Below are 13572 nucleotides of genomic sequence, written 5' to 3'. Positions count from 1 at the left end.
TCCTGCCTTCACGGAGCGTGTGGGTGGTCGACCCACACATCCTCGCAGAACCCGGCCGGGGCCGAAATTCAATTTTTCGTCAGATTTTCCGGGGACGGCGTGCCGACCAACGGTCGGCACCCACCCGATCAGCTGTAGCGCTGCTTCAGCATCGCCCACGCCGAGCGCAGCGCCAGCGCTTCGCCACCGGCCGGACGGCCCGGGCGCTCGCCGTCGTTCCAGGCATACACGTCCAGATGCGCCCAGCGCTGGCCGTCTTCCAGGAAGCGTTCCAGGTACAGCGCGGCGGTAACCGAGCCGGCCATGCGCGAACCGGCGTTGGCCAGGTCGGCGATGCCGCTGCTCAGGTAGCGCAGGTAGGGGCGCCACAGCGGCATGCGCCAGACCGGGTCGCGGGTCGCGTCACCGGCCTGCAGCCACTGCTGGGCCACCGTGTCGTCGTTGCTGAACAGTGCCGGCAGGTCCGGGCCCAGGGCGATGCGCGCGGCACCGGTGAGGGTGGCGAAGTCCAGCACCAGGTCCGGTTTCTGTTCACCGGCGAAGGTCAATGCGTCGCACAGGATCACGCGGCCCTCGGCGTCGGTGTTGTCGATCTCCACGCTCAGGCCCTTGCGGGTGGCGATGACCTCGCCCGGACGGAACGCATCGGGGCCGATCGCGTTTTCCACTGCCGGCACCAGCAGGGTCAGGCGCACCGGCAGCCCGCGCGCCATCACCAGGCCGGCCAGGGCCAGTGCGTGCGCGGCGCCGCCCATGTCCTTCTTCATGTTGCGCATGCCGTCGGCCGGCTTGATGTCCAGCCCGCCGGTATCGAAGCACACGCCCTTGCCGACCAGCACCAGTGCCGGGTCGGTTTCCCTGCCCCAGCGCAGCACGACCAGGCGCGGCGCACGGTGCGAAGCGCGGCCCACGGCGTGGATGGCCGGGAAATTCTGCTTCAGCAGTTCGTCGCCGGTAATCGCCTCGACCTGCGCACCATGTGCATGGGCCAGCGCGCGCGCGGCGTCTTCCAGCTGCTGCGGGCCCATGTCTTCGGTCGGGGTGTTGACCCAGTCGCGCACGCGCAGGCTGGCGGCGATCAGGTCGGCCACTTCGCCGGTCGGCGAGGCCACCAGCTGCGCCGGTGCGCGGTTGCGCTTGCGATAGCGGTCAAAGCGGTAGCTGCCCAGGCCCCAGCCCAGCTGCAGCAGCGCCAGTTCGGCGGCCGGCAGTTCATTGGCCAGCTGCCAGACGCTGCCTTCCGGCAGCGCGTGCGGCGCATGCGCATAGCTGTAGGCATCGGCACGATCACCCACGCCCATCACGGCACCGGCCAGGCCATCGGCGCCCGGCAGCAGTGCCACGCTGTGGGCGCCGGCGTTGAAGCCCTGCGATGCCAGCCACGCCTGCGTGGCAGCCGGCTGGCTGTCCTTCCAGGCGGCGAACTGCTCGCGGTCCAGCACGTACAACGGCAGCGCCGCAGCGGTGTCGGCGGTGAAACCAGTGATCTCGCTCATGCGTCAGGTACTCCGGGGTGCGGCGGCGTCGAGGTTGGCATCCAACCAGTCGGCCAGGCCGGTAAGGGTGTCGAACTGCAGGTCCGGCTGCAGCTGCGGATGGGTCCAGGTGGCGGCGTCGCGGTTGATCCAGCAGCCGCGCAGGCCGGCGGCAATCGCCCCGGCCACGTCCATGTCGGCATGGTCGCCGACGTGCAGCACCTGTGCCGGTGCCACACCCAGGCGGGTGCACGCGGCATGGAAGATGCTGGCTTCGGGCTTGGCCGCGCCGTGTTCGCGCGAACCCAGCTGGAAGGCGAAATGATGGGCCAGGCCGATCCGCTCCAGGTCGGCGTTGCCGTTGCTCAGCGCCGCCACCGGTACCCGTGCGGCAATGCGCGCCAGCGCGTCGATCGCATCGGGATAGCACTCCACCTGGTTGCGCGCGGCGTAGAACACTTCATACGCTGGCTCCAGCAGATCGAGGCTGGCACCGCTGGTGTGCAGTGCTTCGTGCAGGGTCAGCCGGCGCAGCGCACTCAGGTCGTGGTGGAGGTGCGGATGGGCGTGGTACAGCCGCTCGCGCAGTTCGCGCATCGCCTCCACCGGATACATCGCGGCGGTAGCGGGGCTGTGTTCGCACATCCAGGCGTGCAGGACCTGTTCGATGCGGGCGCCGATCGGAGCGAACGGCCACAGCGTGTCGTCAAGGTCGAGGGTGATGGCTTGGACGGGGAAATTCACCCCGCCATTCTACCCCTGCCAGCACGGGCTTTCATGCGACGCGGCGGGCGGGTGGGCACTGTGGCTGGGCCGGGTCAGCGCAGGTTGTACGAGCAGGCGATGGTGGTCTGGCCGTCGAACTGCTGCACGTCCAGGTTGTGCCGCCCAACTTCCTTCGGGTAGGTGCCTGCTACCGGGTCGGACATCTTCGCCAGTGCCGCGACCTGTTCCACACTGGCCGAGCTGAAGTACGCGGTGAAACTGTCGATGCCATCCTCGCCGCTGTCGCCGTCATAGGACTGCAGCCGGTTCACGGGCTGGCCCAGCACCATCAAGGGCGTGGTCAGCCGGAACTCGCCGCTGGATTCGCCGTCCTGCACCCTTGCCGGGGCCGGTGTCAGCATCCGGGCCATGGCGTCGAACTGTATGGGCGTGAGGTGCCGCTTGCAGGTAACCGCCTCAGCAAGCTGAGTGCGCGCCTGATCGGCAGTCGGCGGTGTCGCGGCGAACGCGGGAGCGGCAATGCAGGCCAAGGCAAGGCAACGCGTGGCGAGAGAGTTCATCCGAGCGGATCCATCCGGGTAGGGCGCCATAGTCTGCCACTTCGTCCCTGTTTCTGGTTCCGCCACCTGCGTCCATCCGTTGTTGATGCCGTCACTCCAGCAGGCGTGCCCAGCCCTGCATGCCGTCCAGGCGTGCCAGCACCAGCTTGATGCACACCAGCAGCGGCACCGCCAGCAGCAGCCCGATCATGCCCCAGGCCCAGCCGAACACCATCAGCGCCAGGATCAGCACCAGCGGCGACAGCTTCATCCGACGGCCCAGCACGATCGGGGTCACCATCTGCCCTTCCAGTGTGTGCAGGCCCAGGTAGGCGGCCGCTGGCAGCAGGGCCTGCAGCGGGTCGCGGAACTCGACGAAGCCCATCAACAGCATCAGCGCCACGCCGATCAACGGACCCACATACGGCGCAAAATTCAGCAGCGCGGCCACCGTGCCCCACAGCAGCGCTTCCTGCAGGCCGATACCGAGCAGCATCAGCACGCCGGCGAACACCAGCCCGACCAGAGTGTTGATCACGCTGATGGTCAGCACGTAACGCGAGACCTCGCGTTCGATCGAACGCAGGATGTCCGTAGTGAAGCGCTGCTGCTGGCGGTTGGGGAACAGGGCGATCGCCGCGCGCTGCAGGCTCTGCCCGTAGATCATGAAGAACAGCGTCAGCAGCACCACGGCCAACACCGAGGCAGCCAGCCGCGGTGCACGGGTCAGCATGCGGTACGGGTCGTCCAGCTGGGTACGGATCACCTGCACCTTGTGGTTGCTGTCACCACCGGCCACACGGGCGAAGTTTTCCGCCGCCTGGTTGGCCTGCTGCACCGGCTTGGTCAGGTCCTGCACCTGGCGGGCGACCTTGCGCAGCTGCTGTGGGGCTTCCTGCGCCCATTCCATCGCCGGGCCGATCAGCTGCACGGCGAGCGAACCGGTCACGCCCAGGCCGGCGCCGAGGATCAACAGTGCGCCCAGCGCGCGCGGAATCCACAGCTTCTGCAGCAGGCGCAGGATCGGGTTGCCGACCAGGGCGAAGAACATCGCCAGCAGCACCGGCAGGATGATGTCCTGCGCGGCCCACAGCGTGTAGCCCACCGCCAGGGTCGCCAGCACCACCAGCGACATCGGCCCGCGCGGGCGCGACGGTGGTGGCAGCGCTGCCTCCGGCTCGTCGGGGCCGGCCGGTGGCGGGGACAGGAGGGACTCGCTCATCGACGCATCAACCGGAAAGGGGAGCGCATTATCCGCCGGCCGCGATCGGCGCGGCGGATTCCATGGATCAACGTTCGGACAGCTCGGTGGCCGCTTCGGCCGGACGCGGTCCGCGCAGGTCCGGTTCTGGCTCCGGCACGGAGCGTGGCGCCGGTGCCGGCCGTGCTCCGGCAGCGGAGGCCGCTGCCTGTGCCTGCTCGCTGGCATCGTCGGCTTCTTCGGCCGCATCGTCGGCGGTGGCCGCGGCCTGCGCCGCCATCGCCGTGGCGAACGCCGCCTGCGCACTGGCGAACAGGTTCGAGACCGAACCGACCATCTGCAGCCAGCGGGCACCGTTGACCTTGCCCGGCACCTCCAGCTTGCCGGCGATGAAGCCACCGGCCAGGCCGACCACCACGATGCGCAACGGCGACCAGCCCTGTCGCCATACCTGGCCGAGGGTGGACCAGTGGTCCTGTGTCTCGCCCAGACGCACGGTCACCACTTGTTCGCAGCGCTTTACCCGCCGCTGCAGCGCGCCGAACTTCATGGCTTGCCCTCGGGCAGCTGCACGCCGGCATCAGGGTCGTCTTCGCTGGGTTCGTCAAACAGGCCCAGGCGTGACAGCTGACGCCGGGTGGCGTGCATGCCGGTGTGGTGGAAGAAGTAGGACACCCGCCAGATCGCATAGCCGGTGACGGCCAGGCTCAGCAGCGAGGTGATCAGCAGGGCCTGCAGCCAACTCAGGCCCCAGCTCTGCAGCAGCGCGATGAGGGTGGCGGCCATCAGCAGCCACGCCGATGCACCAAACACGATCGCCACGCCGGCCCAGGCCAGCGCACGACCGAATGCGCTGCGCGCCAGCGCGAAGTCGGCCGAGGCCAGCCGGCGCAGTGAACGCAGCGTGTGCTTGGCCGAATCGGCAGCGGCACGACCGGCCGCGCCGACCTGGCGGATGCTCTCATCCAGCGGCGGGGTGGCCGCCGGATCAGGCGCTTGCGTGTTGTCTTCGCTCACGCTGCGGCTTACTTGTCGCTGCTGCCGCGGGCCAGCTTGGCGATGATCCAGCCGGCTGCGAAGGCAACGCCGAACGAGGCCAGCGGACGTTCGCGGATCAGTTCGGCGGCGCTGTCGATCAGGTCCTTGCCCTTGTCCATCAGCGCATCGACCTGTTCCTTGGCGGCGGCACCGCCGAACTCGGCGGCGGCCAGGCCGGACAGTGCACTGTCGGACAATTCAGCCTTGACGTTGGCCTTGCCGATGCGAAGCTCGTCGGTCGCTGCACCGGTTGCACCCTTGATCGCACCGCCGGCGGCCGTAGCGGCCTGCTTCAGGTGGGAACCGGCTTCACCCAGGTGTTCCTTCAGGTTCTCGGTATTGGTGGGGCTCATCGAATCACTCCTGTTGCGATGGGGGAACGGGAGTCGGCGGTGCCGACCTGGACTGACAGCAATAGCATTGCCGGGGTATAGGGGGTGTTACGGCAGGGCGATCAGCGCATCACGAGCTGGCCCTGCTGCTGGCCATTGTTGCGCAGCACGCGCAGCACCAGCGTCGGCGGGCGCTGCTGGAAGTTGGCGCGCCAGCTGGCCAGGTCGGCGAATTCACCGACGGTGGCATCGGTGATGATGTCGCCCTGCTGCAGGCCGTTGCTGGCGGCGCGGCTGCCGCGCTTGACCTCGCTGACCAGCACGCCGCTGGCGCCTGACTGGCGCAGCGACTCGGGCAGGTCGACGAAGGTGGCCCCGCCCAGGCGCGGGTCCAGGCTGTCGCCGGTGACCGCGCGTGCCTGTTCCTTCAGCGTCGCCTTGATCTGCAGCGGCTTGCCTTCGCGGCGTACGTCCAGCGTCATCGGGCTGCCGACCGCCGCCAGGCCTTCCACGTTGTGCAGGGCTTCGGCGCTGTCCACGCGCTGGCCATTGGCCGACACCACCACGTCGCCCGGCTTCAGGCCGGCGGCGGCCGCCGCCGAACCGGCCAGCACGCGGGTGATCAGCGCACCGCGGGTTTCGCCCAGGCCCAGGCCCTGCGCGATCTGCGCGGTCAGGTTCTGGCTTTCCACGCCCAGCGTGCCGCGCACCACCACGCCGTGCTTGACCAGCTGGTCGACCACGCTGCGCGCCAGGTTCGAGGGAATCGCCAGGCCCAGGCCGATGTTGCCGGCCATGCTGCCCTGCGGGTTGAAGCTGGCAGTGTTGATGCCGACCAGCTGGCCCTGCAGGTCGACCAGCGCGCCACCCGAGTTGCCCGGGTTGATCGACGCGTCGGTCTGGATGAAGTTCTGGTAGCCCAGCCCGCGGATGCCGCTGCGGCCCACCGCCGAGACGATGCCCGAAGTGACCGTCTGGCTGAAGCCGAACGGATTGCCGATGGCCACCACGAAGTCGCCCACCCGCAGCTGGTCGCTGTTGCCGAGCTTGATGTCGGTCAGGTTCTGCGCCGGAATACGGATCAGCGCGATGTCGGTATCGCGGTCCGAGCCGAGGAATTCGGCCTTGACCGTGCGCCCGTCGGCCAGTGTCACCTGTACGTCATCGGCGTTGTCGATGACATGGTGGTTGGTCAGCACCAGGCCCTCCCTGGCGTCGATGATCACGCCCGAGCCCAGCGATTCGTTGATGCGTTCCTGCGGGATGTCCGGGAACAGGCGGCGGAAGAACGGGTCGTTGAAGAAGGGATTGCGTACGCGCACCACCTGCTTGGTGTTGACGCTGACCACGGCCGGCATCGCCTTCTCCAGCATCGGTGCCAGTGACGGAACCTGCTGCCCGGCCACTGCGGCTGGCAGTGCCGCCATGGTCGGCACCACCGCTGGAAGCGGAGCGGCATCGGCACGGTTGTCCAGGTGGGCGTTGATGCCGGTGGCAACGAAGCCACCGAAGGCGGCGGCGATTGCGAGCGTGAGCAGGGTAGGTAGCGGTCGCATGGGAGTCGGTTCGCTGGCGGGAATGGGGGCGGTTCGGCTCTACGGTAAAACAAGCTGAATGAGTGTGTCGCGATCTGGATAAATGCGCCATGAAAACCGCGCGCCGGGAACGCGGATCGCGACGACCGGCGCTGGGCCGGTGATGACAGCGGAGGCGGCGCCCGGCAGTGCGCGGACGTCAGCCGCAGGTCGCGCGGATACAGGACGATACTTGCGCAGTTCTGCGCATCCCGGTGCCGCGACGCGCCATATTGCATGCCTTCCGAGGCATCCGGGCGGGAGCACACAACCAATGCCTGTCACGACGCGGATCATGCGGCGCAGCACTGAAAAAAAGGGGTTTCCTGTAAACACGGTGTGCCTGCAGGGATGGTCGACTACACCATCGCCGTCGCAGCAGATGCGATTGGTGGCGCATGCCCCGTTCCACGATCGTCAATGTCGGTATAGCATCGCCCCGTTTTGATACTTAAGGCCCCCAGGAGGGCAACATGAGCAACGGTAATGGTGTGTCGGTCGTGACCGACGCTGTCGAGAACGTCAAAGAAACCGCCACCAACGTTGGCGAGACCATCGCCCACGCTGCCGAAGACGCAGTGAAGTCGGTCAAGAAGACCGTCAAGCGCGCCACCAAGGCTGCCGGTACCCGCGTTGCCAAGGCCAAGAAGGCCGTGGCCAAGGTCGAGAAGACCGTTGCCAAGAAGGCCGAAAAGGCTGCCAAGTCGGTCGGCAAGACTGTTGCCAACGCCAAGAAGAAGCTGGAAGCGGCCAAGAAGAACGCCAAGGCCGAAGCCGCTGCCCTGAAGAAGGAAGTGGCCAAGAAGAAGGCCGCTGCAGGCAAGGCTGTGACCAAGAAGGCCGCCGCTGCCAAGAAGACCACCAAGGCCGCCACCAAGGCTGCCGGCAAGAAGGTCGCCACCGTGAAGAAGGCTGCCACCAAGAAGGCCGCCGTCGCCAAGAAGACCGTTGCCAAGAAGACCGCGGCCGCCAAGAAGGTGGTCGGCAAGAAGGTCGCCACCGCCAAGAAGGCTGTGGCCAAGAAGACCGTCGCCGCCAAGAAGGTTGCTGGCAAGAAGGCCGTGGCTGCGAAGAAGGTTGTCGGCAAGAAGGTTGCCGCCACCAGGAAGGTCGCCACCAAGAAGACCGCCGCGGCCAAGAAGGTTGTCGGCAAGAAGGCTGCCGTCGCCAAGAAGGCCGTCGGCAAGAAGACCGCTGCTGCCAGGAAGGTTGTCGGCAAGAAGACCGCCGTTGCCAAGAAGGCAGTTGGCAAGAAGGTTGCCGCTACCCGCAAGACGGTTGCCAAGAAGGCTGCCCCGCTGAAGAAGGTCGCCGCCAAGAAGGCTCCGGCCAAGAAGGCCGTGCGCAAGACCGCCAAGCGCAAGTAATCGCGCCGTGACCAAAGGCCCTGCCACCCACCGGGTGGTGGGGCCTTTCGCGTTTCCGGGACACTGTCCGGGGCAAGATGCAGGTTCTTTCCGCTGGAGCCCCGGGCATGCGCGGTATCGACTTCAGTTCCTGGCAGGGCGTGCTGTCCACCTTGGCCGGCCTGGTCCTGATCACCCTGCTGGGCGTGGGCATCCGCCTGCTGGTGATGCAGACCCTGCAACAGCGCCGCGAGCGCGAGAACCGGCAGATCAACGAACGGCTGCGCACGCTGATGGCGGCCTACAAGACCCTGGGCGGTTCGTTCACCGGCGAACTGGGCGTGGATCCCAGCCATCGCCGCGACCTGCGCCAGCGCGAAGATGCCGAAGGCATCGCCGAACCCCGCTCGGATCGCGCGCGCCGCATCCGCGATGCCGTTGAAGCGGCGCTGTCGGACATCCTGCTGCTGGGCACCGACGAACAGGTGCGGTTGGCTGCGCGCGCTGCCAACGATCTTGCACAGGGGCGACCGGTGCATACCCACGAACTTGTGGTCTCGCTGCGCGACTTCGTGCGCGAAGCGCTGGACCTGGCGCCGATTCCGGCCGACCTGCAGATACCGCCGCAGGGGCCGACCCGGCCGGGCGGTGCCAGTGGCAAGGGCCGCAACGACGGCGATGCCAAGGGCGGTCGTGCGGGTGGAGGCGGCGGTGGCGGCGGTGGCGGAATGGGGGCCGGCATGGGCGGTGTGGGCCTCGGCGCCGGCGCCGCACTGGGCGCCGGCCATGCCTCCGCCAGCGATGAAACGGACGCGCGCTGAGCACGTCCGCCCGGTTCAGCGGGTCAGTTCGTAGATCGGCACGAAGCCACCGTAGATCATCCGCGCGCCGTCGAACGGCATCGGATTCGTCGCCGGATCAAACCTTGGGTCTTCCATCATCTTCTTCATGCCGGCGTCGCGGGTCGGCTTGTCCGGCCATTCGATCCAGGAAAACACCACCGTCTCGTCCGGCGTGGCTTTCACCGCGCCGAAAAAGTCGGTGGTCTTGCCGTGCGGCACGTCGTCACCCCAGCACTCGACCACGCGCAGCGCGCCGTACTCGATGAAAACGGGATCCCCTGTGCGTGCATGGGCGAGGAACTTCTCTTTGTTGGCGGTGGGCACCGCCAGGACGAAACCATCGATGTAGCTCATTGCCTGCCTCCGGATGGACCGTGCCGCATGCACGGCCTTCAAGTACACGACGAACCAGAGCGTCGGGGATCGACATCCTCTGGCCGCCCGTTCAGCCCGGGCCACCGGGCAGTGGTGCCAGCACCGTATCCGGTGGCTGCTGGCCGGCCAGGTGGCGCACGAAGTAGTCCCACATGCGGTGCGTGTAGGTGGCGTCGTTGCGGAACAGCTCGTGGTCCTGCCGGGCCAGGTACAGCAGGTCGTAGCGGCGCTGGGCCTTGTTCAAGGCGGCGGCCAGCTGCAGGGTCAGCGCCGGCGGTGCGTTTTCGTCCAGCTCGCCATAGACCAGCATCAGATGCCCGCGCAGGTTGCCGGCCAGCGCTGCGTTGTCGAGCCCGGCAAAGGGCGCCGGCACGCCATCGGTCATGGCCGTGGCTGGCAGCACGCCACCGAACAGCCGGTCCATGCCGTGCAGGGCGCCGCCGTACATGCCCTGGAAATTGTGACTGCCGGCCGAGGCCACGCCCACCTTGTAGAACGCCGGGTAGCGCAGCAATGCCCGCGCCGCGCTGTAACCGCCGAACGAATGCCCGTAGATGCCGACCCGCTGCAGGTCGATGCCCGGGTAGCGTTCGCCCAGCTGGCGCAGCGCGGCCACGTGGTCATCCAGCTGCACATCGGCGCCGTGCAGGAAGCTGCTGTCATGGAAGGCCTTGTCGCGGCCGCCGGTGCCGCGCGCATCGATGCTGACCACCACGAAGCCAAGCTCGGCCAGGCTGGCGCGTGACACCGGATTCAGCGCGGACACCGCTTCGGCGTAGGTCACCGGGGCATTGCTGATGAAGGCGCCGCCGTACATCGCATCGATCACCGGGAAGCTGCCGTCATCGCGATAGTCGCGGGGCAGGTAGACGGTGGCGAAGATCGGCGTGCGCCCGTCGGCGGCCAGCAGACGTTCGCGCTGCGGTGGGCGCCACCCCGCAGCAAGCACTGCCCGGTTGTCCGCCGCTTCCAGCAACAGCAGCTCGCGACCGTCATCGCTGGCCCGCAGCACGGTGCGTGGTGGCTGGTCGAGACGGGAAACGGTATCCACCAGATAGCCACCGCCAGGCGACAGCGCCTGGGGGGCGCGCCCGCCGAACAACGCGCCGCTGCCGGCATCGGCCAGATGGTCGTTGCCATCGGCGGCCAGGCGCTGGACCGGTCCACCCTGCAGCGATACACGGTACAGGCCGCGTACGTAGGGGTCGCCACCGTCGACGCCGCCGGCGCTGAAGTACGCCCAGCCACCGGCAGCGTCCACACCCAGCAGGTCGCGCACCGCCCAGTGGCCGCGGGTGAGCTGGCGCAGCACTTTGCCGTCGGACAGGCGCACCCGGTACAGATGGCCCCAACCATCGCGCTGCGAGAACCACACGGCGGTGTCCTGCCCGGGCAGGATGGCCACCGCTGGCCGGTTGTAGGAATACACGTTGAGCTGCAGGCGAGTGTCGCTGGCTTCTTCCAGAACCGTGCGCAATGCACCGCTGTTGCCATCGATCTCCACCAGGCGCAGCCTGCGCGGCGTGCCGAAGTGCGCGATCACGGCATACAACCGATCGCCGTCCCAACCCAGGATGCCGGCCTCACTGAGCGTGTTCCAGCCCTCGGGCAGCGCGATGTCATGCTGCCTGCCGCTGCGGGTATCCACCACAAACAGGGTGTCGCGCACCTGCTGTGCATCGCCCAGCACCCCCAGCTTCACGGTATGCACGCGCGGCCGCGCGCTGTGGGTCGGGCTGCTTTCCAGATAGGGGTAGTCCTGCAGCGCGCGTTCGTCGTAGCGGATGCCGGCCACGTAGCGCCCGTCCGCAGACCAGCCAACCGCGAACGGCCGCACCGGCATCCGGCCCTGACGGCGTGGAATACCGCGCAGGGCGAAGTCCGGCAGCACGCCATAGCCATTACCGGCTTCTCCGCCGTGGGTCAGTGCCCGTGGCGCCGTGCCAGGCGACTGCAGCCACAGGTTGTTGTCGCGCACCTGCAGCCACGCATCGCCGACGGGCGAAGGCAGTGCATCGGCCGGCGGCCGCGCATCCGGCGAACGTGCGCATTGCCAGCGCGGCCATTGGCAATCGACGGGCACTTCTCCGCTGAACCGCAGGCGCAGGCCATCGTCCGCCTGCTGCACGCTGGCCAGGCGCAGGCGTGGCCCGCTGGCACCGAGCGGCGCAACCGCAGCGTCCAGCGCAGTGGGTTCGAACAGGGTCTGGCGTGTCGCCTGGACGGGATCGACCAGTACCGCCTGGCGCCGGCCCTGAGTGTCTTCGCGCTCATACCAGAATCGTCCATCGGCCAGCCAGTGGGGCAGGACCGAAGCATTGCGCAGCGCACCGCGCAGATGACTGTCATGCACGCGTTCGGCGCGCTGGTAGTCGGTCGCCTGCAGCGCACGTGCAGTGTGTGGCGACAAGAGGGCAATGCAGGCAAAGACAGCGGCGCGGACACACGTCCGCAGCGGATCGGAAACGAGCAAGGCAACCTCCTGTTGCAATCGTCGAAGGATTACAGATGCACGCGCGCCGCGCGCGTATGCCAGACGGAGCCTGAATCAAGCCCAAAAATTCAGCAATGCGAAGACCACTGTTTTCAGGGAGCGTTGTGGCGAATAACGGAGAATTTACATTCCCGATGCGATGGCGCCCTGGCGCTGCTGCACACCATAAGAAAGTAAAGGTGTACCCCCATGAAGAATTCGCTGATTGCTCTGGCCCTGGCCGCTGCCCTGCCGTTCACCGCTTCGGCTGCTGAGAACCTGTCGTACAACTACGCTGAGGCCGACTACGCCAAGACCGACGTCGATGGCATCAAGGCTGACGGCTGGGGCGTCAAGGGTTCCTACGGCTTCCTGCCGAACTTCCACGCGTTCGGTGAATACAGCCGTCAGGAAGTCGACCACACCAACATCAAGGTTGACCAGTGGAAGGTCGGTGCCGGCTACAACGTCGAAATCGCTCCGTCGACCGACTTCGTTGCCCGCGTTGCCTACCAGAAGTTCGATCGCAAGCACGGCCTGGACTTCAACGGCTACAGCGCTGAAGCCGGTATCCGTACCGCCTTCGGTGCCCACGCCGAGGTCTACGGCATGGTCGGCTACGAAGACTACGCCAAGAAGCACGGCGTCGACATCGACGGCCAGTGGTACGGCCGCCTGGGTGGTCAGGTCAAGCTGAACCAGAACTGGGGCCTGAACGGCGAGCTGAAGATGAACCGCCACGGCGACAAGGAATACACCGTCGGCCCGCGCTTCAGCTGGTAATTGCTTCCTCGGCGCGCCTGCGCGCTGAAGATGCCTCGACAGGCCCGGCCCATGCCGGGCCTGTTGCGTTTCCGGCTGGGCAAACGCTACCTGACCGTGTTGAGGTGGACGGGCGGCATTGCAACGAATTGGATTCCGCAGGCGTCGGCTGCGCCCTAGGGTGAGTGGCCTGTCCTGCAGGAATGCAACGATGCCCCCGTTTCCCTCGCCCCGCGATTCTCCCTGCCGCTTGTTGCTGCTGGATCCGCATCCACTGTTGCGGCATGGCGTGCAGGAACTGCTGGCCCGGCAGACGGGCCTGCAGGTCGATGGAAGCTATGGCCGCAGCGGTGACCTGCTGCAGCGCCTGCAGCAGCAGGCAGCTGCGATCGATCTGCTGCTGGTTGACGCCTTGCCGATCGGTGACAGCGGGGAAGGCCTGGAACTGCTGCGGCACGTATCACGACATTGGCCGGCAGTGCCGATCCTGGTGCTGTCCGCACACTGCAACGCGGGTGTCGTGTCCTTGGCCCTGCAGGCCGGTGCGCGCGGATTCCTGTCCAAGGCCTGCGCGCCGCAGATGCTGCTGCGCGCGGTGAGCGTGGTTGCCCGCGGCGGGCGCTTCGTGCCGCCGGAGCTGCGTGCACAGTTGAACCAGTCCCGCCGGCAGCGCCAGCAGTCCATGCGTTCACCACGGTTGAGTACGCGCGAGCGCGCTGTCCTGCAGTGGGTGCTGCGTGGCTGCAGCACCGGCGAGATGGCACGCCGCAGCGGGCGTGCGGCCAGCACCATCAGCACGCAGAAACGAGCGGCCTACCGCAAGCTGGGCATCCGCAACGATGGCGAGCTGTTCCGCTTCCGCCATCTGATCGACGCTGATTGAGGCGGG

Annotated in this window: 14 protein-coding genes; 4 read left to right on the top strand and 10 right to left on the bottom strand. The window is 67.5% G+C overall.

From position 1 onward, the window contains the following. Window positions 1-128: 128 nt before the first annotated feature. From AC5P6S_RS15810 to AC5P6S_RS15775, 8 genes are all read right to left on the bottom strand, one after another. On the bottom strand, window positions 129-1496 hold the full coding sequence (locus AC5P6S_RS15810; protein ID WP_012478900.1) for a leucyl aminopeptidase family protein: 1368 nt from the start codon (window positions 1494-1496) through the stop codon (window positions 129-131). A 3-nt stretch (window positions 1497-1499) separates the two neighbouring features. Beyond that, on the bottom strand, window positions 1500-2219 hold the full coding sequence (locus AC5P6S_RS15805) for an HAD family hydrolase (RefSeq protein WP_049441851.1): 720 nt from the start codon (window positions 2217-2219) through the stop codon (window positions 1500-1502). 74 nt (window positions 2220-2293) lie between these two features. Further along, window positions 2294-2611: a hypothetical protein gene (locus AC5P6S_RS15800; RefSeq protein WP_495204668.1), complete on the bottom strand. Its 318-nt coding sequence runs from the start codon at window positions 2609-2611 to the stop codon at window positions 2294-2296. A 241-nt stretch (window positions 2612-2852) separates the two neighbouring features. Further along, on the bottom strand, window positions 2853-3962 hold the full coding sequence (locus AC5P6S_RS15795) for an AI-2E family transporter (RefSeq protein ID WP_005411982.1): 1110 nt from the start codon (window positions 3960-3962) through the stop codon (window positions 2853-2855). Between the two features lie 67 nt (window positions 3963-4029). Further along, window positions 4030-4491: a hypothetical protein gene (locus AC5P6S_RS15790; protein WP_005411983.1), complete on the bottom strand. Its 462-nt coding sequence runs from the start codon at window positions 4489-4491 to the stop codon at window positions 4030-4032. Continuing rightward, window positions 4488-4958: a phage holin family protein gene (locus AC5P6S_RS15785; RefSeq protein ID WP_005407741.1), complete on the bottom strand. Its 471-nt coding sequence runs from the start codon at window positions 4956-4958 to the stop codon at window positions 4488-4490. The genes AC5P6S_RS15790 and AC5P6S_RS15785 overlap by 4 nt, the downstream gene beginning before the upstream one ends. 8 nt (window positions 4959-4966) lie before the next feature. Then, window positions 4967-5332, bottom strand: coding sequence for a hypothetical protein (locus tag AC5P6S_RS15780; protein ID WP_004153835.1), 366 nt, complete (start codon window positions 5330-5332; stop codon window positions 4967-4969). Between the two features lie 101 nt (window positions 5333-5433). Beyond that, the gene (locus AC5P6S_RS15775) at window positions 5434-6867 is read right to left on the bottom strand and encodes a Do family serine endopeptidase (protein WP_012478904.1); all 1434 of its coding nucleotides are present in this window, start codon (window positions 6865-6867) and stop codon (window positions 5434-5436) included. Between the two features lie 491 nt (window positions 6868-7358). Between AC5P6S_RS15775 and AC5P6S_RS15770 the strand changes: the two genes are divergently transcribed. Both AC5P6S_RS15770 and AC5P6S_RS15765 read left to right on the top strand, forming a co-directional pair. Continuing rightward, entirely contained in the window at window positions 7359-8252 is an 894-nt protein-coding gene (locus AC5P6S_RS15770; RefSeq protein WP_049450901.1) for a hypothetical protein, read from the top strand. A 107-nt stretch (window positions 8253-8359) separates the two neighbouring features. Next, window positions 8360-9052, top strand: coding sequence for a hypothetical protein (locus AC5P6S_RS15765; RefSeq protein ID WP_495204667.1), 693 nt, complete (start codon window positions 8360-8362; stop codon window positions 9050-9052). A 15-nt stretch (window positions 9053-9067) separates the two neighbouring features. Here AC5P6S_RS15765 and AC5P6S_RS15760 read toward each other — a convergent pair whose 3' ends face one another. Continuing rightward, window positions 9068-9427: a DUF1428 domain-containing protein gene (locus AC5P6S_RS15760; RefSeq protein ID WP_005407745.1), complete on the bottom strand. Its 360-nt coding sequence runs from the start codon at window positions 9425-9427 to the stop codon at window positions 9068-9070. Window positions 9428-9518: 91 nt separating this feature from the next. Beyond that, window positions 9519-11921: a S9 family peptidase gene (locus AC5P6S_RS15755; protein ID WP_495204666.1), complete on the bottom strand. Its 2403-nt coding sequence runs from the start codon at window positions 11919-11921 to the stop codon at window positions 9519-9521. Between the two features lie 210 nt (window positions 11922-12131). Between AC5P6S_RS15755 and AC5P6S_RS15750 the strand changes: the two genes are divergently transcribed. Both AC5P6S_RS15750 and AC5P6S_RS15745 read left to right on the top strand, forming a co-directional pair. Then, window positions 12132-12704: an OmpO family porin gene (locus AC5P6S_RS15750; RefSeq protein WP_005407747.1), complete on the top strand. Its 573-nt coding sequence runs from the start codon at window positions 12132-12134 to the stop codon at window positions 12702-12704. Between the two features lie 190 nt (window positions 12705-12894). After that, window positions 12895-13566, top strand: coding sequence for a response regulator transcription factor (locus tag AC5P6S_RS15745; protein ID WP_005407749.1), 672 nt, complete (start codon window positions 12895-12897; stop codon window positions 13564-13566). Window positions 13567-13572 lie beyond the last annotated feature (6 nt).

This window comes from Stenotrophomonas sp. YJH_SMC_119 (genome assembly GCF_059368315.1).
Note: the sequence above shows the minus strand (reverse complement) of the source record. Positions and strands in the feature narration are given on the sequence as shown.